This window comes from Actinosynnema sp. NPDC020468, assembly GCF_040642015.1.
GTDB lineage: Bacteria > Actinomycetota > Actinomycetes > Mycobacteriales > Pseudonocardiaceae > Actinosynnema.
Genome location: NZ_JBFAEO010000038.1, coordinates 15770 through 41134 on the forward strand (window position 1 = coordinate 15770; position 25365 = coordinate 41134).

Below are 25365 nucleotides of genomic sequence, written 5' to 3' on the forward strand. Positions count from 1 at the left end.
CCGCACCCCCTCGCCGGGGTGCGGCCGTTTTCGTTGCGCGGTGGAAAACTTGCGTGCACGCACTTTTCTGCCGTAGGGTGGCGGAGGTGGAGACACCGGGTCTGCGGGAGCGCAAGAAGCTCGCCACGCGGAGCGCCCTGAGCGCCGCCGCGCTGCGCCTGGCCGCCGAGCGCGGACCCGATCAGGTCCGCGTCGAGGAGATCGCCGCGGCGGCCGACGTGTCGCCCCGCACCTACAACAACTACTTCGCCAGCCGTGAGGATGCGATCTGCGCGGCATTGGGTGCGGAACGGGCGTTGAGCGCGGGCGCGGCGGTGCGGGCGCGACCTGCGGCCGAGTCGCCCGGCACGGCCGTGCTGGCGGCGCTGACCGGCGAGTACGCCCGCGCCCGACTCGGTCCGGACATGGTCGCCCTGGTCACCTCCTCGGCCGCGCTGCGCGCCGCCTACCTGCGGGCCGTCGCGGTGCTGGACGGTCCGCTCGCCGAGGCGCTCGCCGCCCGGCTCGGCGTGCCCGTCGACCTGCCGGTGCGCTCCCTGGCCGCCGCCGTGTCCGGCGCGGTGCGGGTCGCGGTCGAGCAGTGGCTGGACGACGACGGCGCCGCCGACCTCCACGTCCTGGTCGCCACGTGCGTCCGCCACCTCCTGCCCGCGCTCGACACCCTGGGAGCACCGTGAACACGCTCGCCCTGCCCGGAGCCACCCTGCACTACCAGGTCCGCGGCGACGGACCGCTGTTGTTGCTGCTGCCGGGAGGCGACGGCGACGCGGACAGCGCGGTCGGCCTGGTCGACCACCTCGCCGCGCACTTCACCGTCGTCACCCACGACCGCAGAGGCCTGGCCCGCAGCCCCCTGGACGACCCGTCCGCCGTGCCCGCGTTCGCCGTGCACGCGCAGGACGCGCTGCGCCTGGTCGAGCACCTCACCGACGGCCCGGTGGCCGTGGTCGGGTTCAGCCTCGGCGCGCTGGTCGGCCTGGACCTGCTGGCCCGCCACCCCGACCGCGTCACCACCCTCGTCGCGCACGAGCCGCCCGCCACCCAGCTGCTGCCCGACGCCGAGCGCGAACCGGCCGAACGCGCGCAGGAGGAGGTGGGCGAGCTGGTCGAGAGCGACGGCGTGGCGGTGGCGATGCAGCACTTCCTGTCGTTCGCGGGCATGCGGTTCGACGAGTGGGAGGACGGCGCGCCCCGGCCGACGCCCGCGCAGCGCCGCCCGGCGAACCTGGTCGCGTTCCTGCGCCTGCACGCGCCCCAGGCGCACGCGCACCGGGTCGACCTGCCCGCCGTGCTGCGGCACGCCGACCGCCTGGTGCCCGCCGCCGGCGCCACCTCGACGGGCTTCTTCCCGCGTCGCTGCGCCGAGGAGCTGGCCGCCGCGTCGGGGCGCGAGCTGAGCGTGTTCCCCGGCGCGCACTCCGGGTTCCTCACCCACCCGGCCGCCTTCGCCGACCGACTGCGCGCGGTCCTCTAGCGAGTCGGGAATCCGCCGCCCGTCGACCTGTGGCATATTCGGTGGACGTGGGGTTGCGGCGCGGTTATCCGACGACGCCCGTTTGCAGGGGTCGGAGTTCTCCGCATTATTGCGGTCGGGAATATTCCTTTGCCTGGCTCTATTGGAATACTCGACCGTATAGGTGGAGCAGCGCTGCTAATTTCGGCAGGCTCCCACAACCAACGAGAACGGGGGATCGGTGCTCAATCGTCCCAGGTGCGGCCGTCCGACGAGATCGGGCGCACCCTGCGAACTGGTGGTCCGCCGATCGGTGGCGCTGGACGCTTTCGCGCCCGCGTGCCGCAAGCACATGACAGCCGCCGAGCGCGTCGAGGACGACACAAACCCGCTGTGGTCGGACGAGGGTCAGATCCGCTGGCTGCTCGCCCGCCAGTCCGACGGCTCGGAGTTGCAGACCGCGGCGGCCATCGCCGAACAGCTGAAGCTCCAGCCGGGCATCGTCTCCCGCGCGCTGGACCGCTTGCGCGTCAAGGGACAGGTGAAGGCCTGGACCCACGACCGCCGCGAGTCGTGGGCCGACCCGGTGCTGTTCGAGCGCTGGCTGACCCGCGCGCAGCGGGAGGAGGCCAGGGAAACGGCCGAGCGCAAGGCGACCGGCGAGCGCATCGACCGGCGCAACCGGGAACTGGACTCGATCGCCGGCCGCCTGCGCAAGGCGTGCGCCGGGCGGGACGTCGGCGTCGCGCTGGTCGACGGACCGGCGGAACTCCCGGACGTGCCCGCGTGCCACGCGCTCGTGCTGTCCGTCGAGGACCCGGCCGCGGCCGAGTGGCTGCTGGACCGCCTCGGCGGCTGACCTCGCGGGTCCCCGTCGCGCCCGCGGCGGGGACACCGCTCCTAACGGCCCGCGTCCAACTGGTCCTGGAGCTGTTGCAGATCGGTCAGCAGCGCGCCGAGCTTGGCCACCACCAGACCCAGTTTCATCAGCAGGTCCTCGGCCTTGAGCATGGCCTTGCCGATCTGGAGCAGCGCCCGTCGCACCGCGTCCGGCGCGCCCACCCCGGTCAGCACCTCGATGGTGCAGGACACCAAGGTGCCCACCAGGTCGGCCAGGATGTCCCGCACGCCGCCGCGCACGGTGTCCACCACGTCCTTCATCTTCGCCGCCGCCTCGGCCAGCCCGGCCGCGGAGAACGCGCCGCCCGCCGCCCGGCCGATCAGCTCCACCGCGTGCCGGCGGTACGCGTCGGACGCCGCGCCCTTCCAGTCCGCGGTGCCCGCGCCGAGCCGCTCGGCGTGCTCCTTGGCCTGCTCGGCCATCCGCTGCGCGATGTTGCGCCAGGTGTTCGCGTACCCCTCGACCATCGCCGGGTTGCCGGTCAGCTGGTGCAGCAGCGCGCGCAGCGGCTCGACGTGCTCCAGCATCCAGCCGACGACCTGACCCGACAGGAAGCTCATCGGGTCGAGCACCGCGCCGGTCACGTCGACGGCCAACCCGGCGCCGCTCATCACCGCCGAGGGCCAGTCGCCGCCGCTGATCTGCTCGCACAGCTGCTGCACGGAGTCCACGATGGTGCCGTCGTTGAGCCCGTCGAAGTCCTCGGTGTTCGAGAACTGCCCCGTCGCCACGCCCACCGGCAGCAGCACCGGGTTCAGCAGGCTCGCCACCCCGGCGACCGTCGAGGTCAGCATCTTCTCGGCGCTGTACTGGTTGCGGATGTCCGTCCCGCTGTCCACCAGCGGGTTGTGGCTCTGCTGGTCGTCGCCGACGATCGCCATCACCGACCCACCCTCGGCGGCTTGCGGCCCAGCACCAGGCGTTCGATCAGGTCGTTGACCACGGCGGTGATCTTCTCGTCCACCTCGCCGTAGGTCTTCTCCGCGCCGGCCAGCTCGGTGGAGTCGCGCCGGAGGTCGTCGGCCACACCGGTGATCAGCGCCGCGCCGCGGTCCTGCGGTCCGCGCAACTTCTCCGGCAGGCCGAGCGACTGGCACGTCCAGCCGTAGGCGTCGTCCAGCGCCGCGACGTGGCGTGCCGCGTCGGCCGCCTCCGCGACGCCGTCGGCCACCTCGCCGGTCTGCTTCGCGTGGTCCTTCAGGCGGTCCAGGTCCACTTCCAGGTCTGCCACCGTGCTCCCCCTCCCGTGATCGGCGCCGGTCAGCGCAGGAATCCGCCGCCGCCGAAGTCCTCGTCGTCGCCCGTCGGCCTCGGTCGCGGCGGTCGCGGCGCCGGGGGCGCGGGCGTGTCCTCGTTGTCGAACCGCAGCACCCGCACCGCCTGGTCCTCGGCCTCCGGCGGGTCCGGGAACCGGGTGCGGTAGCCCGCGACGATGTCCTGACCCGGCGCGTCGTCGCCGACGGTCTCCGCGGTCAACTCCGCCACGCGGTCCCGCAACCGGACCTGCGCCTGCCGCACGGTGGCCAGCACCAGTGCCGCCATCGCCTCGGTGTCCAGCGCGCGGAACCGCTCGGTGAAGGCGATCGCGGTCGGCGCGCCGCTCGCGTCCACCGTCACCCGGACCGCGTCGTCCGGCGAGGCCGCCGACACCGCGGTCCGGTCGAGCCTGCCCTGCAACTCGCCGTACCGGGCCGCCTGGCGTTGCAGGGTTTCGGCCAACCCGCGCAGGTCACCCGCCTGGACGGGCCGTTGCTCCTCGCTCATGCCGGCACGCTAACAGTGATGATCACCGCTCGTGGCCGGTTCGGTCGATCCGGTGACGCTACGCTCCGTGCCGGGGGTGGGGAACATGGCTCTGCCGTTCGCGGCGCACCCGGCGGTGCGTCCCGGGTTCGAACGCCGGTGGGCCCGCGCGCGGGTGCCGGTGCTGGGTGGTTTCGCCGCCGCCACGGTCGCGGCGGTGGTGGTCGCGGTGGTCGTGCCGTGGGACGGGACGCCGGGGCTCGGGTGGGTGCTGGTCGTGCTGGGCGCGGCACCGGTGGCGTTCGCGGTGTCGGGCGCGTACGTGCGCTACCCGGGGTGGTGGGGCCCGTTCACCGCGCTGCTGGGCGTGGTGCAGGCGCTGGGTGTGGTCGCCCTGTCGGGCGCGGTGCCGCCCGGGGTGGCGGTCGGAGTCGTCGCGCTGTCGGCCGCGGTGGCGGTGGTGTGGGGGCGCGGGGTGCTGTTCGACGCGGGCGACGGCGCGGTGCTGGGCACCACGCTCGGTGTCCGCAGCGAGGCCGTGTCGGTGCGCGGCCACACGGGTCGGCTGCACGTGGCGACGGCGACGTTCGACGGCGAGTGGCTGCGCTGGTCGGTGGGCGCGGGACCGTCCGGAGTGGACCCCGCCGGCGGGCGGATCCCGTTGCGGGACATCGAGTCCGTGTGGGTGGTGGAGGTGCCGGGCAACCCGCTCGGCCCGGTCGTGGCGGTCCGCACGGCGACCACGCGGGCGCATCTGGTGGCGGGGGCGCCCCAGGACTTCGTCGCCCGGCTCGACCGCCGACTGCGCCTGTTGTCCGAGCCGGGCTGGGCGAGGTAGCGCCGAGCGCGCGACCACGCTCGGCGGTACCCGGGCCCGGCCGCGCACGGCTACGTTCGGCGTGCTGTTTCCCTTCTGCGCAAGGAGAGCACCGTGTCGCCGAGACGTTTCCCCGGGCGTGGCGCGATGATCGTGGCCGGCCTGACGACGGCGGCCGCGGTGGTCGCGCCGACCCCGGCGTCGGCGGCACCGATCGACTGGAACCTCACCACGGGCTCGTACTCCCGGTCGTGGACGAACCCGGCGGCCAACCCGGGTTACACCGCCGTGGAGGTGGCCGTGTCGAACCGCGCGGACACCGGCGCCTGCGCGCCCGTCACGGTCGAGTTGTACGGGCCCTCGGGCAGCTACGGGGCGCAGACGACGACCTGCCCCGCGCCGTCCTACCCGCACTGGAACACCTCGGGCGCCGGTGTCTACTACTTCTACCTGGGTTCGCCGACCGGCGTGTCCGTGCGCGCCTCCGGCAGGATCTACTACCCCGGGATGTCCTGACGTCCGGTGGGGCCGGCCGGGGTTTCGCACCGGTGGTACGTTCGATCGAACAGGATCGGCGGTCGGACTGAGGGGTGGCGGATGCGGGTCGGGATCACGATCCTCCCGGAGTACCGGTGGGCCGAGGCGAAGCCGCGGTGGCGGGCGGCGCAGGAGTACGGGTTCGACCACGCGTGGACGTTCGACCACATCGCGTGGACCGCGCTCGCCGACCACGCCTGGTACGCCGCCGTGCCGACGCTCGCGCTGGCCGCCGAGGTCACCGACACCATCGGGCTCGGCGTGCTGGTGGCCTCGCCCAACTTCCGGCACCCGGTGCCGTTCGCCCGCGAGGTGCTGGCGCTGGACGACGTCACCGGCGGCCGCTTCGTGCTCGGTGTCGGCGCGGGCGGGATGGGCGGGTACGACTCGGCGGTGCTGGGGCCCGCCGCCGTGCCCGCGAGCCCGTTCCGGCGCTACGCCGAGTTCGTGGAGCTGCTGGACGCCCTGCTGACCCGCGACCACGTGACGTGGCACGGCGAGTACTACTCGGCCGTCGACGCGCGGAACCTGCCGGGGTGCGTGCAGCGGCCGCGGGTGCCGTTCGTGATGGCGGCCAACGGGCCCAAGGCGCTGCGGCTGGCGGCGCGGTACGGCCGCGGCTGGGTGACCACCGGCCTCGCGAGCGACACCCTCGACGGGTGGTGGGCCTCGCTGGCCGGGCTGTCCGCCCGCCTGGACGACGAGCTCGCCTGCCGCGAGGGCTTCGAACGCCACCTCCAGACCGACGGCGCGCCGGTGCTGTCGACCGGGAGCGTCGAGCTGTACCGCGACTTCCTCGGCCGGGCGGCCGAACTGGGCTTCACCGACGTCGCCGCGCCGTGGCCGCGCGCGGAGGGCCCGTTCGCGGGCGACGAGGACGTGCTGGAGGCGATCGCGGCCGAGGTGCTGCCCGACCTGCGCCGTACGTCCACTGTGGACTGAGGCGTCCGGTTCGTCCCGCCGTGCCGCCGATCGACCGATAGGCGTCCGCGTCGACCCCTCCCGCGACCCCGCCCGGGCCTGCTACGAATGACGGGTGATCCGGGTGGTGTGGACCGATTTCGGCGGTGTGCTGACCCCTCCCGTCGGCGAGGACCTGGCGCGCGTGGCGCGGGCGGCCGGGGTGCCGGTGGAGGCGTTGCTGGCGGCGGTGCGCGCGGTCGCGCCGGAGGACGGGCTGCTCGCCGACCTGGAACTGGGCAGGCTCACCGAGCGCGAGTGGGGCGAGCGGGTCACCGGGGCGTTGCTGCCGCTGGTGCCGGCGGTGGACCTGGGCCGGTTCGGCGAGCACTGGCACCGCGGCCGGGCGTTGAACCTCGGGCTGCTCGACGTGCTGACCGCCCTGGAGGGCGTCGAACTCGCCATGCTCACCAACACGATCGCCGAGTGGGAGCCGCACCGGTCGGCGATGATCCCGGACAAAACCGTCTTCCGCCGGATCATCAGCTCCCACGAGGTGGGAGTGCGCAAGCCCGAGGACGCTATGTTCGCGCTGGCCGAGGAGACCTTCGACACCAGGCCCGAGGAGTGCCTGCTGATCGACGACCTGGAGGTCAACTGCGCCGCCGCGGCACGCCGCGGCTGGTCCGCGATCCTGCACGCCGACACCCGTAACACCGTTGCGAGACTGGGGGAACTGCTCGGCTGAGGTTCGCGGACGTCAGCCCGCCGAGCCGACTCCAATCCCGGTTCACCGGGAATTTCCCTGGCGGGGCCACCATTGCCGACGACCCCTCAGGTGTGGAGATCGTGATGGAGTTCAGGCACCTGCAGTCGTTCCTCGCCATCGCCGACGAGCTGCACTTCGGCCGCGCGGCGGCCAGGCTGCACCTCACCCAACCCTCGCTCAGCCAGCAGTTGCAGCGTCTGGAAAGGACCCTGGGCGTCGAGCTCGTCGCCCGCACGTCGCACGAGGTCCGGCTGACCCAGGCCGGGCGCGCGTTCGAGACCCAGGCGCGCACCATCGTCACCCAGGTGCAGAAGGCGGCGCAGACCGCGCGCGAAGCCGCCGCCGGCAAGACCGGCACGGTGAACATCGGCTACAACTTCCTGGCGGGCCAGCACATCCTGCCGACCACGCTCGCGAAGATGACCACGGACTACCCCGACGTGACGGTCGGGTTGTGGGAGAAGCGCACCGGTCCGCAGCTGGCGGAGCTCGCGGCCGGCACGCTGGACGTCGCGCTCGTCTACGGCAGACCGGTGACGTCGGAGTTCCAGTACCGAAGGCTCCTCCAGGTGCCGATGGTGGCCGTGGTGGGACAGGGTCACAAGTGGGCGGGCCGCCCCGGCGTCCCGTTCGCCGAACTCGCGCACCAGGCGTGCATCCTGTTCGACCGGGAGCAGTGCCCGGCGATGTACGACGCCATCCTGTCGGCCGCGCAGCGCAGCGGCATCGCCCTCAACGTCGCCTACACGGTGGACGACCCCAGCGCGACCGCCATCGTGGTGTCGGTCAAGCCGCTGGTGGGTTTCGCGTCCATGTCGAGGGGACTGTCCGCCGGATCGGCCGCACTGGGGGTGCGACCGGTGGTGGTCCAGCTCTACGACCCCGTCCCGATGATCGAGCTGTACGCGGTGTGGCGCTCCGACGGGCACACGCCGCTGGTGGAGGCGTTCCTCGACTGCATGGACGCGGCCCGGCCGTTCCACGCGCCCGGCGAGCCGCGGCCGGAGGTCAAGCTGGTGCGATAGGCGATTCCAACCGGACGTTAGCCAACTGCGCGTTGCCGGTATTGTCGGGGCTTTGAAGAATTCATAGGCGTGAACACGCAGTCGTTTACCAGAAACGGTCTCGACCTTCCCGACGACCGCGGCCTCAACTGGGTGCTGGACACCGCCGTGACGGCCGACCCGAACCGCGTGGTGCTCAGCCGGAAAACCGACACCGGATGGCGGGACGCGAGTTACCGCGATTTCACCGAACAGGTCCGCTCGGTGGCCTGCGGGCTGCTGGCGCACGGGGTCCGGCACGGCGACCGGGTCGCCGTGCTGGGCCGCACGTCCTACGAGTGGGCGGTTGCCGACTACGCCGCGATGGCGATCGGCGCGGTGACCGTGCCGATCTACCCGACCTCGTCGGAGCACCAGGTCAAGCACGTGCTCGCGGACTCGGGCGCGGCCTGGTTCTTCGCCGAGACGCCCGAGGACGCACGTCGGCTCACGGCGGCGGGCGCGACCGCCGTGTGGCTGCTGCGCGAGGTGCACGAGTGGCGGGTCACCGACCGCAAGGACGAACTCGACGCCCGCTGGCACGCGGTCAAGGCCGATGACCTGGCCACGATCGTGTACACCAGCGGCACCACGGGGTTGCCCAAGGGCTGCATGCTCACCCACCGCAACATGTACGTGTCGTCGGCAAACACCGTCGAGCAGACCGGCTGGATGCTCCGCGACGCCACCCCCGGGCAGGGCCAGGCGTCGACCCTGCTCTCACTGCCCCTCTCGCACGTGTTCGGCCGCACGATCCTGCTGTCCTGCCTGTGCGGCGGCACCCGGACCGGCCTCGTGCCGGGCGTGCCGGAGCTGCTGGAGGCGCTGGCCGAGTTCCGGCCGACGTGGCTGCCGCTGGTGCCCTACGCGCTGGAGAAGATCCGCAAGCGCAGCCGCGGCCTGCTCGACGCGGACGCCGAGGAGACCGCCATCGCGGCCGGTCTGGCCAACGCGGGCCAGGCCGTCGAGCTGCCCGAGTTCGCCGCGGTCCGCGAGTCGTTCGGCGGCCGCTTCCGGTACGTGATCAGCGGCGGCGCGTCGCTGGACGACACCACGGCCGCCTTCTACGCGGGCATCGGCGTCACGATCCTCAACTGCTACGGCCTGACCGAGGCGGCGACCGCGGTCACCGTCAACGAGCCCGCCACCAACCGGATGAGCACCGTGGGCCGACCCATCCCGGGCGTCACGATCGCCATCGCCGAGGACGGCGAGCTGCTGATCAAGGGCGGCAACGTGTCGCCGGGCTACTGGCCGGAGCGCACCGCCGGCGAGTGGCTCGCCACCGGTGACCTCGGCGAGATCGACGCCGACGGGTTCCTGCGGATCACCGGGCGGCGCAAGGAGATCCTGGTGACCTCGGGCGGCAAGAACGTCGCGCCCACCCCGTTGGAGGACCGGGTCCGGCTGCACCCGCTGGTCAGCAACTGCGTCGTCATCGGCGACGGCCGCTCCTACGTCACCGCGCTGGTCACCCTGGACGCGGCGGCGCTGCCGGGCTGGGCCGCGCGCAACGGCGTCGACCTCGACGACGACGGCTGGCGCGAGCACCCCGCGCTGCTGGAGGAGGTCGGCACGGCCGTGGACGACGCCAACACCCTGGTGTCCCGCGCCGAGTCGATCCGCCGGTTCCGGATCCTGCCCGGCGACCTCACGGTGGCCGACGGCCTCATGACGCCGTCCATGAAGGTGCGCCGCGCCGCGGTCGCCGAGGTATTCGCCGAGGACATCGCCGCGCTGTACGACATTTCCGCGAAGTAAACCGGGCGCGAATTCTTCCGTGGGCCGGCCGACCATTGCTCTCCCCAATCGGCCGATGGGTTCGGTGCCGCACCGGTGCCGGGTGCGGGCGCGGATCTACAGAATCATTTTCGAACCGGTGCTTCAGGACAGGAGTTCACACATGTACGACGTCATCGTGGTGGGCGCCCGCGCCGCGGGTTCGCCCGTGGCGATGCTGCTCGCCCGGCGTGGTCACCGGGTCCTGGTCGTGGACCGGGCCACGTTCCCGAGCGACACCGTCTCCACGCACTACGTGCACCAGGCCGGCTTGTCCCGGCTCCAGGACTGGGGCCTGCTCGACAAGGTGGTCGACGCCGGCACGCCCGCCATCCGGCACCTGAACTTCTCCTACACGGGCATCGACATCGCGGGTTTCGCCGACCCGATCGACGGCATCGACGCCGTCTACTGCCCGCGCCGCACGGTGCTGGACAAGATCCTCGTCGACGCGGCGCGCGAGGCGGGCGCCGAGGTGATCGAGGGCTTCGGCGTGTCCGAGGTGCTCTTCGAGAACGGGCGCGCGGTCGGTGTCCGGGGTCGCGAGGGCAACGGACCGGAGCGCGACTTCAAGGCGAAGTTCGTGGTCGGCGCGGACGGCAGCGGCTCGATCGTCGCCGAGCAGGTCGGCGCGGAGGTCTACCGGCACCTCCCGGCGGGCTGCTTCATCTACTACTCCTACTTCGGCGGCCTGGACTGGGGCATGCACCACCGCACCGGTTTCGGCGAGCAGCAGATCGGCACCTGGCCGACCAACGACGGCCTGAACCTGCTGGCCGTCATGCGCCGGCGTGACCGCTTCGGCGAGTTCCGCGCCGACGTCGAGGGCTCCTTCCAGGAGATCTTCGACCAGGTCGCGCCGGAGCTCGGCGAGCAGCTGCGGGACAGCGGCGAGCGGGCCGAGAACTGGCGTCCCATGCGGTACCCGGACAACTACTACCGCCGGTCGCACGGTCCGGGCTGGGCCCTGGTCGGCGACGCCGGCTACCACAAGGACCCGTTCACCGGCTGGGGCATCACCGACGCGTTCAAGTACGGCGAGCTGCTCGCGGGCCTGCTGCACCAGGGCCTGTCCGGCGAACGCCCCATCGACGACGCGACGGCCGAGTACGCCAAGCTCCGCGACGAGGAGAGCGCCGGCACCTTCGAGCTGACCACGAGCATCTCCGAGCTGACGCTGAGCCCGTACTACGACTCGGTGTTCCGCGCCACGAGCCAGAGCCCGACCGGCATCAAGCAGTTCTTCGGCCTGATCGCGGGCGGCATCCCGGGCGAGCAGTACTTCTCGCCCGCCAACCTCGAGCGGATGTACGACGAGGTCGACTTCCCCCGGGACAAGCGCTTCCTGACGCAGTCCTGACGACCGGGTGCGGGCCGGTCGCCCCAGGCCGGCCCGCACCCACCCACGTGAAAGGACCCGCCATGCCGATCCGGCTCGCCGTGCTGGGCGACAGCTTCGTGGAGGGACGCGGCGACCCGCACCCGGGCGGCGGCTACCGCGGCTGGGTGCCGCGGCTCGCCGAATCGCTGCGGCTGCCGCGCGGCACCGTGCGCAACACCGGCACGCACGGCGCGACCACCCAGGACGTGGTGGACAGCCAGCTGCCCGGCGCCCTGGTGCACAAGGCGCCGCTCATCGGCGTCATCGTCGGCGTCAACGACCTGGTCAGCGACTACGACCCGGTCCGCTTCGAGCGCAACCTGACCGTGCTCTTCGGCGCGCTCGGCGGCGCGGACACCACCGTGGTCACCGCCACCTACCCGGACATCCCGGCCAACCTCCCCGTCCCGGACGCCTTCCGGGACCTGCTGCGCTCCCGCTTCACCGAGGCCAACACCACTCTGCGCCGTGTCACCGCCGCCGCGGGCGCGCTCTGCCTCGACATCGCCCGCGCGCCCGAGTGGCGCGACCGGGCCCTGTGGTCGGCCGACGGGCTGCACCCCAGCCCGCTGGGCCACCGCCGGTTCGCCGAGTCCGTGCTGGACCTGGTCGACCGCGCGACCGGGCTGACCGCCGCGTAAGCACCTCACCTCACCGACCGGTGGCTCTGGCGACGACGCCCGGGCCACCTGGTCGTGCGCTCGCACTTCGAGAGGAACGACGTGACCGAGGACCTGAGCGGTCGGCGCCTGGCGCGCAACCCGATCGCCATCGTGGGTATGTCGGGACTCTTCCCGATGGCCCGCGACCACCGCGAGTACTGGCAGAACATCGTCGACGGCGTCGACTGCACCACCGAGGTACCCGAGTCCCGGTGGAAGCTCTCGGACTACCACGACGCGGACCCGGCGGCGCCGGACAAGACCTACGCCCGGCGCGGCGCGTTCCTGCCGGACGTGGACTTCGACCCGGTCGAGTTCGGCCTGCCGCCGAACCAGCTGGAAGTCACCAGCACCATGCAGACGCTGAGCCTGGGCGTGGCGCGGGACGTGCTGCGGGACGCGGGCGCGACGGACTCGCCGTGGTACGACGCGGCGCGCACCGGCGTGGTGCTCGGCACGACCGGACCGGTGCCGCTGATGCACCCGCTCGCGGCCCGGCTGTCCACGCCGGTGCTCATCGAGGCGGCGCAGAGCTGTGGACTGTCCGAAGTGGACGCCCAGGCCATCGCGGACAAGTACGTCAAGGCGTTCGCGCCGTGGGAGGAGAACTCCTTCCCGGGTCTGCTGGCCAACGTCGTCGCGGGCCGGGTGGCCAACCGGTTGGGGCTGGGCGGCATCAACTGCACGGTCGACGCGGCGTGCGCGGCCTCGTTGTCGGCGCTGCGGGTCGCGATCGCCGAGCTGCTCGACGGGCGCGCGGACACCATGATCACCGGTGGCGTCGACACCGAGAACTCCATCTTCATCTACCTGTGCTTCTCCAAGGTCGGCGCGCTGTCCAAGACCGACCGGATCAGCCCGTTCGCCAAGGACGCCGACGGCACGCTGCTCGGCGAGGGCATCGGCATGCTCGCGCTGCGCCGGCTGTCCGACGCCGAGCGCGACGGCAACCGGATCTACGCGGTGATCCGCGGCCTCGGCTCGTCCAGCGACGGTCGGGCCAAGAGCATCTACGCGCCGGTCGCGGCCGGCCAGCGGGTCGCGCTGGACCGGGCCTACGAGGACGCCGAGGTCTCGCCGTCGTCGGTCGAGCTGTTCGAGGCGCACGCCACCGGTACCGCCGTCGGCGACCGCACCGAGCTGGAGGCGCTGGGCGGTCTGCTGGTCGACAACAGCGACGAGCGGCACTTCGCCGCGCTGGGCAGCGTCAAGTCGCAGATCGGGCACACCAAGGGCGCGGCCGGCACGGCGAGCGTCATGAAGCTCGCGCTGGGCCTGTACCACCGGGTGCTGCCGGGCACGATCAACGTCGACGCGCCGAACCCGGCCGTGGACTTCGCCGACGCGCCGTTCTACGTCAACGTGCGCACCCGGCCGTGGGTCCTCGACCCGCACCGCCCGAAGCGCCGGGCCGCCGCGTCCGCGATGGGCTTCGGCGGCACGAACTTCCACGTGGTGCTGGAGGAGCACACTTCTTCGCGCGCGGTGCTGCACCGCGCCGCCACCGCGCACCTGTGGCACGCGCCCACCCCGGCGGAGCTGCTGGCGCTGCTGAAGTCCGGCGCGCCCTCGGTGGACGGCGGCGCGATCCCGCCCGCGCACGCGCGCCTCGGCCTGGTCGCGGGCGACGACGTGGAGTCGTTGCTGGAGATCGCGATCGAGCAGCTGGAGTCCACCGCGGACTCCGACGCCTGGTCGCACCCGCGTGGCGTGCACTACCGCCGGTCCGCGCCGGCGGAGGTCAAGGTCGCGGGCCTGTTCGCCGGTCAGGGCAGCCAGTACCTGGACATGGGGTTGGAGGCCGCGCTCAACGTGCCGGTGGTGGCCGACGCGTTCGACGAGGCCAACGCCGCGTTCGCGGGCGCCGACCTGCGACTGGGCCAGGTCGTGTTCCCGCCGCCGGTGTTCGACGCCGCGCTGCGCCAGGAGCAGGAGGCCGCGCTGCGCCGCACCGAGCACGCGCAGCCCGCGATCGGCGCGCTGTCGGCGGGCCAGTTCCGGTTCCTGCGGTCGCTGGGGTTGGAGTGCTCCGCGTTCGCCGGGCACAGCTTCGGCGAGGTGACCGCGCTGTGGGCGGCGGGTTCGCTGTCCGACGCGGACTTCTTCGCGCTGGCACGGGCCCGCGGCGCGGCGATGGCGCCGGTCGACGGCGACGCCGGGACGATGGCGGCGGTGCAGACCTCGCGCGAGGACGTCGTGGCGCTGCTCGCCGACTTCCCGGACGTGGTGGTGTGCAACCACAACGCGCCCGACCAGGTCGTGGTGGGCGGTCCGACCCAGGACGTGCGCGCCGTGGTCGAGGAGTGCGGGCGGCGCGGGGTCAACGCGCGGCTGCTGCCGGTCGCGGCGGCCTTCCACACCCGGTTCGTCGCGCACGCGGTGGACGCGTTCCGGCCCGCCGTGGAGAAGGTCGGCGTGGCCGAGCCCGCGGTGCCGGTGTTCGCGAACTCGCCCGGGGCGTCGTACTCCGGCGACGTGGCGGCGAACGCGGCGGTGCTGTCGGGTCAGCTGCTGGAGCCGGTCGAGTTCGTGGCGACGCTGGAGGCCATGAAGTCCGCCGGTGTCACGGTGTTCGTGGAGTTCGGCCCGAAGCAGGTGCTGACGCAGCTGGTCCGCCGCACGCTGGGCGACGACGTGGTGGCGATCCCGACCGACTCGGGTCCGCTCGGCGACGGCGACGTGACGCTCAAGGAGGCGGCCGTCCGGCTCGCCGTGCTGGGCGTGCCGCTGGAGTCGATCAACCGCCACACCGCGCCGGTGCGCGTGCCGGCGGCGAGGAAGGGCATGACGGTGTCGCTGTCCGCGCCGGAGTACGTGCCGCCGGCACGGGCCGCCGCCTACCGCGACGCGATCGAGAACGGCCATCGGATCGAACCGGTGGTCCAGACGCGGGTCGAGACGCGGGTAGAGACCGAGTTCGTGCACATCGAGGCGGAGAGGGCCGACGTGGCCAACACGGATGTCGACGGCGTGGTGCAGCAGCACCTGGCGTTGCACGGGCAGTACCTGGACACCCAGCTGAGGGTCGCCGAGCAGTTGGCCGACGCGCTGAGCGGACCGGCCGACGTGCGGGCGATCACCGCGGTGGCCGAGCAGAGCGTGGCGATCGGCAACGCGCACAGCCGTGCCAACGAGGTCCTCGCGGCACTGGCCGAACTGGAGGCGGGCGCGCCGCGCGCACTGCCGCCCGCCCGGGTGGTCCGCGCGGTCGGCGCGGTGGAGTCCGAGCTGAAGGCCCTCTCCGCGCCGCCGTCCACGAACGGCTCGTCCGCCAAGTCCACCAACGGTTCCCCCGCGCCCGCGTTCACCGGCTCGGCCGCGTCGGGCACCGCCTACGCCCCGGCCGCGCCGGTGGCCACGACCACCCCGAGCCCGGCTCCGGCGCAGACGTCCGCGGTCACGGCCGCTCCGGCCCCCGCCGCCGCACCGACCGCTTCGCCGGTCGTCACCGCGCCCGCCGCCGCTCCGGCCGCGATCGCGGTCGCGACCCTCGGCGGTGACCTCAAGCTCGCGTTGCGCGAGGTGGTCGCCGACAAGACCGGCTACCCGGTCGAGATGGTCGACCCGGGCATGGACCTGGAGGCCGACCTGGGTGTGGACTCGATCAAGCGGGTCCAGGTGCTGGGCGCGGTGCAGGAGCGGTTCCCCGAGCTGCCGACCGTCGGTCCCGAGCAGCTGGGCGAACTGCGGACGCTGGACCAGATCGCCGCCTTCCTGACCGCGAACGCGCCGTCGGCCGCGCCGGTCGCGACCCCAGCCCCGACCTCGACCCCGGCACCGGCTCAGGCCTCTCCGGCGGGTGACGTGCGGCTCGCGCTGCGCGAGGTCGTCGCGGACAAGACCGGCTACCCGGTCGAGATGGTCGACCCGGGCATGGACCTGGAGGCCGACCTGGGTGTGGACTCGATCAAGCGGGTCCAGGTGCTGGGCGCGGTGCAGGAGCGGTTCCCGCACCTGCCGACCGTCGGGCCGGAGCAACTCGGCGAACTGCGCACGCTGGACCAGATCGCGGCCTTCCTGGAAAGCGCGGGTGGTGCGGCCCCAAAAGCGCCTGAGGCCGGGGAGTTCGCGCCCCGGCACGCGGTCGGCCTCGTGACGCTGCCGCCGGTCGACCGGTCGCGGCCGTGGGGCGAGCACCCCACCGCGCTGGTGGTCGGCACGGACACCGCGGCGCTGCGGGACGGCCTGGCCGCCCAGGGCTGGACGGTGCGCTCCGCCGCGTCCTCGTCCGACGTCGAGTTCGCCGACCGGACCGACCTGTGCCTGCTGGCACTGGAGTCGAGCCCGGAGTGGGCGGACGACGTGGACCGGCTCGCCGACGCGATCGCGGTCGCGGGCAAGGCGGCACGGGCCGACCTCGGCGCGTTCGTCACGCTCACCCGGCTCGACGGCGGCCTGGGGCTGCACGGCCGCGCGGGTGTCGCCTCGCTGCTCGGGGGAGTGGGCGGGCTGGTCAAGACCTTCGCCGCGGAACGGCCCGAGCTGTTCTGCCGCGCGGTCGACGTCGACCCCGACCACACCGACCCGGTGGCCGCGCTGCTCGACGAGCTGCACGACTCCGCGCGGGACACCGCCGAGGTCGGCGTGGCGGCCGACGGCACCCGGAGCACCGTGGTGCCCGGCGGGTACGGCAAGTCCGACCGGGTGTCCGTTGTGGACGCCGATGGTCGGCTGGACCCGGTGGTGCTCGGCGCGGACGACCTCGTCGTGGTCACCGGCGGCGCGCGCGGCGTCACGGCGCTGTGTGTGACGGCGCTGGCCGAGCACACCGAGGCCCGGTTCGTGCTGCTGGGTCGCACGGCGCTCAAGGACGAGCCCGAGTGGGCGCGCGGCGCGGCGGACCTGAAGCAGGCCGCCATCAAGGGGCTCGACAAGCCGACGCCCAAGGACGTGCGGCGCGCGGTGGCCGAGGTCGAGGCGAACCGGGAGATCCGGGACACCCTGGCCAAGCTCGGCGGCCGCGGCGAGTACGCGGCGGTCGACGTGACCGACGCGGACGCGGTGCGCGAGGCGCTGTCCGGTCGGCCGGTGGCGGTCGTCGTGCACGGCGCGGGCGTGCTGGCCGACGCGTTCCTCCGGGACAAGACGCCCGAGCAGGTGCGGGCGGTGTTCGGGCCCAAGCTCGCCGGGTTGCGCGCGGTGCTCGACGCGGTCGGCGAACCGCGCCACCTGGTGCTGTTCACCTCGGTCGCGGGGTTGCTGGGCAACCCCGGCCAGGCCGACTACGCGGTCGCCAACGAGGCGCTGTGCCGGTTCGCCGCCGCGTGGCGCGCGGAACGGCCCGAGCGGCACGCGGTCGCGATCGACTGGGGCGCGTGGGACGGCGGCATGGTCACCGACGACCTGCGCCGGATGTTCCACGAGCGCGGCATCTCCCTGGTGGGGCCGCGGGTCGGCGCGCGGGCGTTCGTCGAGCAGTTCACCGAGGCGCGCCTGGCCGACACGTGCGTGCTGATCGGCGAGGACGACGCCCTCGGCGGCGCGACCCTGCCGACCAGGCCCGCGTTCACCGCGCAGCGGTTCGTCGGGGATCTGGAGCGGCACGAGGTCGTCCAGGCGCACCGGATCGGCGCGCACGCCGTGCTGCCCGCGACGTTCGCGCTCGGCTGGCTCGTCAACGTCCTCGAACGCGCGCACCCCGGCCTGACCGTGGTCGGCGCGCGGGAGTTCCAGGTGCACAAGGGGATCGTCTTCGACGGCACCGCGCACCCGGGCCTGACCGTCGAGGCGGAGGCCGGCCGGGTCGAGGGTGACCGGGTGATCGTCAAGGCCACGGTGCGCGGCGACGGCAAATCGCACTACGGCGGCACGTTCGTGCTCGCCCGCACGCCCGAGGAAAGCCCCCGGATCACCGTCGCCGGCGGGCTGGACGAGGACGGGCTCGAGATCTACCGGCAGGCCACCCAGTTCCACGGGCCGCGCCTGCAAGGTCTGCGCCGGGTCCTGAGCCGGACCGACGGCCTGGTGGTCGAGTGCCGGCTCGCCGACGCCGACGTGCCGGGGTACCGGGGCCGGTTGCACAGCCCGGTGCTCGCCGACCTGCTGCTGCAAGGCCCGCCGGTGCTGGGCAAGGACGTGCTGGGTGGCGCGTGCCTGCCGCTGGGTGTCGGCCGGGCCGACTGGTACGCGCCGCTGCCCGACGACGAGCCGTTCCTGCTGGTGCTGGACCACGTCCGGCCGGCGGCCGGCACCGTGCTGGTGGACGCGACCGCGTCCACTGCGGACGGCCGGGTGTTGCAGAGGTTCGCCGACGTGACCGTGGTGTCGACGCCGGACATGTCCGAGAAGTTCCGCGAATCGGTGCGGGGGTGGCAAGCGTGACAGCGCTGGAGTTCGTCGGTCTTCCGTTCGACCCGACGGCCTGGAACGGGCCGGCGGAGCCCGAGCCCGAGCGCCCGGAGCACCCGGAGCGCGCGGTGCGGGACGTGCCGGTGCTGAGCCTGCTGCGCTCGGCACTGGTGGAGGCGCACAGCACCGCGTTGCGGGCGCAGGAGGGGTGGCAGCGCGTGCTGCTGGCCACGCCCGCCGCGCCCGAGGCGGCGCAGGAGTACGGCACGACCCACGTGCCGTCCGACGAGACCGCGTTCAAGCCGCTCGCCCGGACCCAGGTGGTCCGGTTCGGGCACGCGGAGCTGCGCCGGCTCGCCGACGGCGACGTGCCGTCGGTGTTCGGCTCGCGCTACGACCAGCAGGGCGCGAACCCCGACGTGCGGCTGACCGGCGGGATCGTGCTGACCGACGTGCGCGGCATCGGGTTGCGCGGCGGCGCGCACCGGCGGGGACTGCTGTCCGCCGGCGCGGTGCCCGGTGCGGACCCGCTCGCGGTGGCCGTGCAGGCGGCCGAGTTGTTCGCCCTGTACACCGGGTTGCACCTGTGCCTGGCCGACGCGACGTTCGTCCGGCTGCCGGGCGAGTCGGTCCACGTGGGCGCGCCGGGCGAGGACGTGGAGCTCGAGGTCGAGGAGATCGACCTGGTTCCCCGACCGCACCTCAAGGCGCACGTGCGGATCGGCGGCACGGTCGTGCGCGACCTGACCTTGGCGCTGCGCGAGAAGCCCGGTGTGCCGGTCGGACCCGAGCGCGGCGGCTTCCCGTCCCGCTGGCTCGGCCGGGTGGGCGTGCGCGGCGAGCAGGTGCTGCTCAGCGAGTTCCACCTGACCCACCTCGCGCGCGGCGACCAGGGCGTGGCGCTCGGGCCGGAGTTCGCGCACTACACCGGGATCAAGGCGACCCGACTGCCCACCGGCGGCCTGCTGCTGGTGGACCGGGTCGTGGAGATCGACGGCGTGCGCGGCGAGCTGGACGCGGCGACCTACCGCACCGAGTACGACTCGCCCGCCGACGCCTGGTACTACGCGGACACCGCCAACGCCTCCATGCCGAACTGCGTCTACATGGAGACCTCGCTCCAGGCGGCGCTGCTGATCGGCTACCACCTCGGCGCGACACTGTCCACTCCGGACACCACGCTGAGCCTGCGCAACCTCGGCGGCACGGCGACCGTGCTGCGCGAGGTCGACCTGCGGGACCGGACGATCGAGCAGCGCTCGACGCTGCTGGCCACCACCCTGATGACCGGGTCGTCACTCCAGACCTTCGGCTACGAGCTGGAAACCGGCGGCGTCCCGTTCTACCGGGGCGAGACGATGTTCGGCTACTTCAGCGACGCCGCGCTGGCCAACCAGACCGGCCTCGACGCGGGCCGGGACAAGCCGACCTGGCTGGAGAGCAGCGGCGCGGCGGTGACCGGCACGATCGACGTGGCGGGTCGGCGTGCCGCGGGCGCGCCGCTGACCGCGCGGGACCACCTCGCCCTGCTGGACGAGGTGTCCGTTGTGGACGGTGGCGGCGAGCACGGCGCGGGTTACCTGTGGGCGCGCCGGGCGATCGACCCGGACGACTGGTTCTTCGCCAGGCACTTCCACCTGGACCCGGTGATCCCCGGCTCGCTCGGTGTGGAGTCGGTGGTCGTCGCGATGCAGGAGTGGCTGCTGGCCTCCGGGCACGCCGCCGACCTGCGCGACCCGGGCTTCGTGCTGCCGGTGGGCGTGCCGTTCAGCTGGAAGTACCGCGGCCAGTTCCTGCCCACCGACGGCGCGTCCACGCTGGAGGTCCACATCAAGGACGTGCTGCGCAAGCCGGGGCGGGTGCGGGTGATCGGCGACGCGAGCGTGTGGAAGCCGGGTCTGCGGATCTACGAGCTGATCGACATCGCGGTGGAGCTGCGCGAGGAAGGGGCGGAGCCGTGGTGACCGCCGTCGCGCAGGACACCGACGCGGTCTACCGGCAGCTGCTGGCGCTGGACCAGCCCTGCTACGTGGTGCGGACGGCGGCCGGTGTCGGCGCCACCGCCGACCCGCGCGGGCACCAGGTGCTCGCCGCGGTCGGCCCGCTCACCCCGGAGGGCCTGGGCGACCCGGCGTTCCGGCAGGCGCACGGCGTCGGCCTCGCCTACCACGCGGGCGCGATGGCCAACGGGATCGCCTCCGCCGCCATGGTGGTCGCGTTGGCGCGCAACGGGATCCTCGGCTCGTTCGGCGCGGCGGGCGTGCTGCCCGACCGGGTGGACGAGGCGATCACCACCATCAAGCGCGAGGCGCCGGGCGCGCCGTTCGCGGTCAACCTGATCCACGCGCCCAGCGAGGCCGCGCTGGAGCGGGCCGTCGTCGACCTGTGCCTCAAGCACGAGGTGCGGTGCGTGGAGGCGTCCGCGTTCCTCGACCTGACCCCGCAGATCGTCCGCTACCGGGCCGCGGGCCTGGTGCGGACCGCGCGGGGCGTCGAGGCGCGCAACCGGGTGATCGCCAAGGTGTCCCGCGCGGAGGTGGCGGAGAAGTTCCTCCGGCCCGCGCCGGAGGCTCTGCTGCGACCGCTGGTCGAGGCCGGGCAGCTGACCGCCGAGCAGGCCGAACTGGCGGCGCTCGTGCCGATGGCGGACGACATCACCGCCGAGGCCGACTCCGGCGGGCACACCGACCGGCGGCCGCTGGTCGTGCTGCTGCCCGAGATCATCGCGGTGCGGGACCGGGTCCGGCGCGAGCTGGGCCTGTCCTCGCGGGTCGGCGTCGGCGGCGGCATCGGCACGCCGGTCGCCGCGTCGGCCGCGTTCGGGATGGGCGCGGCGTACGTCGTCACCGGTTCGGTGAACCAGGCGTGCGTGGAGGCCGACCAGTCCGAGCACGCCAAGCGGCTGCTCGCCTCCGCCGGTGTCGCGGACTGCGGCATGGCGCCGTCGTCGGACATGTTCGAGCTGGGCGTGGACGTGCAGGTGCTCAAGCGCGGCACCATGTTCGCCGGTCGCGCCAAGAAGCTCTACGACCTGTACCGGTCGCACGACGGCCTGGAGTCGTTGGGCGGCACCGATCGCGCCGAGCTGGAGCAGAAGGTCTTCCGGCGCCCGCTGGACGACGTGTGGGCGGACTGCGTGTCCTACTTCACCGCGCGCGACCCGGAGCAGATCCGCCGCGCCCAGGACAACCCCCGGCGCCGCATGGCACTGGTGTTCCGCTGGTACCTCGGCCTGTCCTCGGGCTGGAGCATCCGGGGCGTGCCCGAGCGGGCCGCCGACTACCAGATCTGGTGCGGACCGGCGATGGGCGCGTTCAACCAGTGGGTCGCGGGCACCCACCTGGCCGCGCCCGGCCACCGGTTCGTCGCGGACGTGGCGACGCACCTGATGCGCGGCGCGGCGTTCACCACCCGGGTCGCGCAGCTGCGTTCGGCGGGCGTCCGGCTGCCCGCCGAGTGCGCGACCTACCCGCCGAGCCCCTCCTGGGAGGAACGATGACGGCAACCCTCGACAGCGCCGCCGAGCAGGCCTGGCTGGTCTGCGGCGGCTGCGACACGATGCTCTACGGGCCGCGGTTCGCCCGGTCCGCGCGGGTCTGCCCGGAGTGCGGGTGGCACGCGCCGCTGACCGCGCCGCAGCGGCTCGATCAGCTGCTCGACGCGGGATCGCTCGACCTGCTGGAGATGGCGGTGTCGGACAGCGACCCGCTGGGCTTCGTGGACAGCAAGCCCTACGTCGACCGGCTGCGCGACGCGCGGGCCCGCACCGGCCTCGCGGAGGCCGTGGTGTGCGCACGGGGTCGCATCGGCGGCAACCCGGTCGTGGTGGCGGCGATGGACTTCCGGTTCCTCGGCGGCAGCCTCGGCGCGAACGTCGGCGAGGCGGTCACCCAGGCCTGCGAGATCGCGCTGCGCGAGCGCACGCCGCTGCTGATCGTCACGGCGTCCGGCGGCGCGCGGATGCAGGAGGGCGTGCTGTCCCTCATGCAGATGGCCAAAACCAGCCAGGCGCTGGGCCAGCTGGACGAGGCGGGCATCCTCACCGTCTCGCTGATCACCGACCCGACGTTCGGCGGCGTGGCCGCGTCCTACGCCACGCTGACCGACGTGATCGTCGCGGAACCGGGCGCCCGGCTGGGTTTCGCCGGTCCCCGGGTGATCGAGCAGACCATCCGGCAGAAGCTGCCGCCGGGCTTCCAGACCGCGGAGTTCCTGCTGGAGCACGGAGTCGTCGACGTGATCCGGGCCCGGCACGAGCTGCCCGCCGCGCTCGCCTCACTGCTGTCGGTCGCGTCCCGCCGCCCGGAGGAGGTGCCGCACCAGGCGCACCGCACCGGCCAGGCGCTGGTGCTCGACCACCGGCAGCTGCCCGAGCGCGAGCCGTGGGACTGCGTGCGCGCGGCGCGCAAGCTCGGCCGTCCGACCACTCTGGACTACATCGCGCTGCTGGTGGAGGACTTCACCGAGCTGCACGGCGACCGCGCGTTCGCCGACTGCCCGGCGCTGGTCGCCGGTCTCGGCCGGGTGCAGGGCGTGCCGGCCGCGATCATCGGCACCCAGAAGGGCGCCACGGCGGCCGAGCTGTCCGAGCGCAACTACGGCATGCCCACGCCGTCCGGCTACCGCAAGGCCGCGCGGGTCATGCGGCTCGCGGCCAAGCTCGGCCTGCCGGTGGTGACGCTGGTCGACACGGCCGGCGCGTACCCCGGCATCGAGGCCGAGGAGCACGGCCAGTCCGTCGCCATCGCGGAGAACCTGCGGCTGATGGCGAGCCTGCCGGTGCCCGTGGTCGCGGTGGTGACCGGCGAGGGCGGTTCCGGAGGCGCGCTCGCGCTCGCCGTCGCGGACCGGGTCCTCATGTGCGCCAACGCGGTCTACTCGGTGATCAGCGCCGAGGGCTGCGCGTCGATCCTCTGGAAGGACCCGGCCCAGGCGCCCCGGGCCGCCGCCGCGCTGCGCGTCGACGCCCGCTCGCTGCTCGAATCCGGTGTGGTGGACGGCGTGGTGCCCGAGCCGGGCGCGGGCGCCGACACCGACCACCTCGCCGCCGCGGCCGCGCTCGGCGACGCCCTGTCGGCCACCCTGGCCGACCTGCTGCCCCAGGACCAGATGACGCTCGTCACCGGTCGTCGCGCCCGGTTCCGCCGTTTCGGCGCGACCACCTCGGTGCTGCTCGACGACCACGCTGAGAAGGAGTCCGCCCGGTGAACGTGGTGACCAACGGTGTCCCGGTCGCGTCGAACGACGTCGACCACGTGGTGTCGGTGCTGCGCGAGCAGGTCGTGGCGCTGGCCGCGCAAACCGGCCGCGCGCCCAGCGTGGTGCGGCTGTCCGCGCGCGACGTGACGGTGGAGGTGCACTGGCCGGAGGCGGCCGTGCCGACGCCGGTGTCCGCGCCCGCCGCGCCGGTCCGCGCCGCGGTTCCGGTTCCGGTGCCCGAGCCGTCCATTGTGGACCGTGGCGGGCACGAGGTGTGCGCCACCACGGTCGGTGTCTTCTACCACGCGGCCGAGCCCGGCGCGAAGCCGTTCGTGTCGGTCGGCGACGAGGTGAAGGCGGGTCAGCAGATCGGCATCGTGGAGGCGATGAAGCTGATGATCCCGGTCGAGTCCGACCGCGCCGGCACGGTGCTCGAGGTGCTGGTGCCGGACGGCACGGCGGTCGAGTACGGCCAGCCGCTGGTGTCCCTGGAACCCCGGTGATCCGCAAGGTCCTCATCGCCAACCGCGGTGAGATCGCGCTCCGGGTCGCGCGCACGTGCCGGGAGCTGGGCATCGGCACGGTCGCGGTGTACTCGGAGTCCGACCGCGACTCGGCGGTGGTGCGGTTCGCCGACGAGTCGGTCAACATCGGGCCGGGACCCGCGAAGCAGAGCTACCTCAACATCCCGGCGGTGATCGAGGCCGCCCGCACCCGCGGCGCGGACGCGATCCACCCCGGGTACGGCTTCCTGTCGGAGAACCCGGACTTCGCCGAGGTGTGCGAGGCCGAGGGCATCACGTTCGTCGGCACGCCGGCCAAGGTGATGGCGCAGCTGGGCGACAAGGCGTCCGCGCGGGCGATCATGACCGACGCCGGGTTGCCCCTGCTGCCCGGCAGCCGGGACGCGCTCGACGGACCGGCCGCGCACGCGCTCGCCGAGGAGATCGGCTACCCGGTGATCGTGAAGGCGGTCGCGGGCGGCGGTGGTCGGGGCATGGCGGTGATCCGCCGGTCCGAGGACTTCGCGCGGGCGTGGGCGGAAACCCGGGCCGCGGCGCAGGCGGTGTTCCGGGACGGCCGGATGTACGTCGAGCGCTACCTGGACTCCGCGCGGCACGTGGAGATCCAGGTCCTGGCCGACGCGCACGGCTCGGTGGTGCACCTGGGCGCGCGGGACTGCTCGTTGCAGCGCCGGCACCAGAAGCTCGTCGAGGAGTCGCCCGCGCCGAACCTGCCGTCGGAACTGCTCGCCGAGATGGGCGAGGCGGCCGTCCGGGGCGCGCGCGAGGCCGGGTACGTCGGCGCCGGCACGTTCGAGTTCCTGGTGGACGGGCAGGGCCGGTTCTACTTCATGGAGGTCAACTGCCGGCTCCAGGTCGAGCACCCGGTGACCGAGATGGTGACCGGCGTCGACCTGGTCGCCGAGCAGCTGCGGATCGCGGCGGGCGAACCGCTGTCGTTCGGGCAGGACGACATCCGGCACCAGGGCGTGTCCATCGAGTGCCGGATCAACGCGGAGGACCCGTCCCGCGCCTTCGCCCCCGCGCCCGGCACGCTGGTGGAGTGCCTGCTGCCCGGCGGACCGTTCGTCCGGGTCGACACGCACGCGCACACCGGCTACCGGGTGCCCGCGCTGTACGACTCCCTGCTGGCCAAGGTGATCGTGTGGGCGCCGACCAGGGACGCCGCGATCGCCCGGATGCGCCGCGCGCTGGCCGAAACCCGGATCACCGGCGCGGGCGTGTCCACCACCGCGGAGTTCCTGTCCGACGTACTGGACCGCGCCGAGTTCCGCGAGGTCCGCCACCACACCCGGTTCCTGGAGACGCTGACCTGAGCCGGTCGGCCACGCCCAGCAGGCCCGAGCGGGCCGGTCGTCCCCCGACCGGT

General features: G+C 73.5%; 20 protein-coding genes. 17 read left to right on the plus strand and 3 right to left on the minus strand.

Going from position 1 to position 25365, the window contains the following annotated elements; genetic code table 11:
- Positions 1-86: 86 nt before the first annotated feature.
- From AB0G50_RS25040 to AB0G50_RS25050, 3 genes are all read left to right on the plus strand, one after another.
- The gene (locus tag AB0G50_RS25040; RefSeq protein ID WP_360112771.1) at positions 87-677 is read left to right on the plus strand and encodes a TetR family transcriptional regulator; all 591 of its coding nucleotides are present in this window, start codon (positions 87-89) and stop codon (positions 675-677) included.
- Entirely contained in the window at positions 674-1474 is an 801-nt protein-coding gene (locus tag AB0G50_RS25045; protein WP_360112773.1) for an alpha/beta fold hydrolase, read from the plus strand. Before AB0G50_RS25040 ends, AB0G50_RS25045 begins: the two co-directional genes overlap by 4 nt.
- 277 nt (positions 1475-1751) lie before the next feature.
- Positions 1752-2312, plus strand: coding sequence for a hypothetical protein (locus AB0G50_RS25050; protein WP_360112775.1), 561 nt, complete (start codon positions 1752-1754; stop codon positions 2310-2312).
- Between the two features lie 41 nt (positions 2313-2353).
- On the opposite strand, the gene AB0G50_RS25055 is transcribed toward AB0G50_RS25050, so the two are convergent.
- The 3 genes from AB0G50_RS25055 to AB0G50_RS25065 are packed head-to-tail and all read right to left on the minus strand — an operon-like array spanning position 2354 to position 4118.
- The gene (locus AB0G50_RS25055; RefSeq protein WP_360112777.1) at positions 2354-3235 is read right to left on the minus strand and encodes a hypothetical protein; all 882 of its coding nucleotides are present in this window, start codon (positions 3233-3235) and stop codon (positions 2354-2356) included.
- Entirely contained in the window at positions 3235-3585 is a 351-nt protein-coding gene (locus AB0G50_RS25060; protein WP_360112779.1) for a type VII secretion target, read from the minus strand. Before AB0G50_RS25060 ends, AB0G50_RS25055 begins: the two co-directional genes overlap by 1 nt.
- 29 nt (positions 3586-3614) lie before the next feature.
- Positions 3615-4118, minus strand: coding sequence for a YbaB/EbfC family nucleoid-associated protein (locus tag AB0G50_RS25065; RefSeq protein ID WP_360112781.1), 504 nt, complete (start codon positions 4116-4118; stop codon positions 3615-3617).
- An 85-nt stretch (positions 4119-4203) separates the two neighbouring features.
- On the opposite strand from AB0G50_RS25065, the gene AB0G50_RS25070 reads away from it, so the two are divergent.
- The 14 genes from AB0G50_RS25070 (at position 4204) to AB0G50_RS25135 (ending at position 25312) form a co-directional block, all read left to right on the plus strand.
- Positions 4204-4935 (plus strand): hypothetical protein, encoded by a 732-nt coding sequence (locus AB0G50_RS25070; RefSeq protein ID WP_360112783.1) that lies wholly within the window; start codon positions 4204-4206, stop codon positions 4933-4935.
- Positions 4936-5028: 93 nt separating this feature from the next.
- A complete protein-coding gene (locus AB0G50_RS25075) occupies positions 5029-5430 on the plus strand; it encodes a hypothetical protein (protein WP_360112785.1) in 402 nt (133 codons plus the stop codon).
- Positions 5431-5511: 81 nt separating this feature from the next.
- The gene (locus AB0G50_RS25080; RefSeq protein WP_360112787.1) at positions 5512-6393 is read left to right on the plus strand and encodes an LLM class flavin-dependent oxidoreductase; all 882 of its coding nucleotides are present in this window, start codon (positions 5512-5514) and stop codon (positions 6391-6393) included.
- Positions 6394-6487: 94 nt separating this feature from the next.
- Positions 6488-7099 carry an HAD-IA family hydrolase gene (locus tag AB0G50_RS25085; RefSeq protein WP_360112789.1) on the plus strand — a complete coding sequence of 204 codons (612 nt, stop codon included), beginning with the start codon at positions 6488-6490 and terminating at the stop codon, positions 7097-7099.
- 104 nt (positions 7100-7203) lie between these two features.
- The gene (locus AB0G50_RS25090; RefSeq protein WP_360112791.1) at positions 7204-8145 is read left to right on the plus strand and encodes a LysR family transcriptional regulator; all 942 of its coding nucleotides are present in this window, start codon (positions 7204-7206) and stop codon (positions 8143-8145) included.
- 132 nt (positions 8146-8277) lie between these two features.
- Positions 8278-9924, plus strand: coding sequence for an AMP-dependent synthetase/ligase (locus AB0G50_RS25095; RefSeq protein ID WP_360112793.1), 1647 nt, complete (start codon positions 8278-8280; stop codon positions 9922-9924).
- Between the two features lie 142 nt (positions 9925-10066).
- The gene (locus AB0G50_RS25100; RefSeq protein WP_360112795.1) at positions 10067-11302 is read left to right on the plus strand and encodes an NAD(P)/FAD-dependent oxidoreductase; all 1236 of its coding nucleotides are present in this window, start codon (positions 10067-10069) and stop codon (positions 11300-11302) included.
- A 62-nt stretch (positions 11303-11364) separates the two neighbouring features.
- A complete protein-coding gene (locus AB0G50_RS25105; protein WP_360112797.1) occupies positions 11365-11964 on the plus strand; it encodes an SGNH/GDSL hydrolase family protein in 600 nt (199 codons plus the stop codon).
- A gap of 81 nt (positions 11965-12045) precedes the next feature.
- Positions 12046-18306, plus strand: a complete 6261-nt coding sequence (locus tag AB0G50_RS25110; RefSeq protein WP_360112799.1) for a beta-ketoacyl synthase N-terminal-like domain-containing protein — start codon at positions 12046-12048, stop codon at positions 18304-18306.
- Positions 18303-20237, plus strand: coding sequence for a beta-ketoacyl synthase (locus AB0G50_RS25115; RefSeq protein WP_360112801.1), 1935 nt, complete (start codon positions 18303-18305; stop codon positions 20235-20237). Before AB0G50_RS25110 ends, AB0G50_RS25115 begins: the two co-directional genes overlap by 4 nt.
- The gene (locus AB0G50_RS25120) at positions 20234-21772 is read left to right on the plus strand and encodes a PfaD family polyunsaturated fatty acid/polyketide biosynthesis protein (protein WP_360112803.1); all 1539 of its coding nucleotides are present in this window, start codon (positions 20234-20236) and stop codon (positions 21770-21772) included. Before AB0G50_RS25115 ends, AB0G50_RS25120 begins: the two co-directional genes overlap by 4 nt.
- Complete coding sequence (gene accD, locus AB0G50_RS25125; RefSeq protein WP_360112805.1) at positions 21769-23481, plus strand: acetyl-CoA carboxylase, carboxyltransferase subunit beta; 1713 nt, start codon at positions 21769-21771, stop codon at positions 23479-23481. Before AB0G50_RS25120 ends, accD begins: the two co-directional genes overlap by 4 nt.
- Positions 23478-23975 (plus strand): biotin/lipoyl-containing protein, encoded by a 498-nt coding sequence (locus AB0G50_RS25130; protein WP_360112807.1) that lies wholly within the window; start codon positions 23478-23480, stop codon positions 23973-23975. Before accD ends, AB0G50_RS25130 begins: the two co-directional genes overlap by 4 nt.
- The gene (locus AB0G50_RS25135; RefSeq protein ID WP_360112809.1) at positions 23972-25312 is read left to right on the plus strand and encodes an acetyl-CoA carboxylase biotin carboxylase subunit; all 1341 of its coding nucleotides are present in this window, start codon (positions 23972-23974) and stop codon (positions 25310-25312) included. The genes AB0G50_RS25130 and AB0G50_RS25135 overlap by 4 nt, the downstream gene beginning before the upstream one ends.
- The last annotated feature ends 53 nt before the right edge of the window (positions 25313-25365 follow it).

Coding starts and splice junctions, on each gene's coding strand:
- AB0G50_RS25070 (WP_360112783.1), top strand. CDS start 4,204: ATGGCTCTGCCGTTCGCGGCGCACCCGGCGGTGCGTCCCGGGTTCGAA.
- AB0G50_RS25105 (WP_360112797.1), top strand. CDS start 11,365: ATGCCGATCCGGCTCGCCGTGCTGGGCGACAGCTTCGTGGAGGGACGC.
- AB0G50_RS25100 (WP_360112795.1), top strand. CDS start 10,067: ATGTACGACGTCATCGTGGTGGGCGCCCGCGCCGCGGGTTCGCCCGTG.
- accD (WP_360112805.1), top strand. CDS start 21,769: ATGACGGCAACCCTCGACAGCGCCGCCGAGCAGGCCTGGCTGGTCTGC.
- AB0G50_RS25080 (WP_360112787.1), top strand. CDS start 5,512: ATGCGGGTCGGGATCACGATCCTCCCGGAGTACCGGTGGGCCGAGGCG.
- AB0G50_RS25090 (WP_360112791.1), top strand. CDS start 7,204: ATGGAGTTCAGGCACCTGCAGTCGTTCCTCGCCATCGCCGACGAGCTG.
- AB0G50_RS25065 (WP_360112781.1), bottom strand. CDS start 4,118: ATGAGCGAGGAGCAACGGCCCGTCCAGGCGGGTGACCTGCGCGGGTTG.
- AB0G50_RS25055 (WP_360112777.1), bottom strand. CDS start 3,235: ATGGCGATCGTCGGCGACGACCAGCAGAGCCACAACCCGCTGGTGGAC.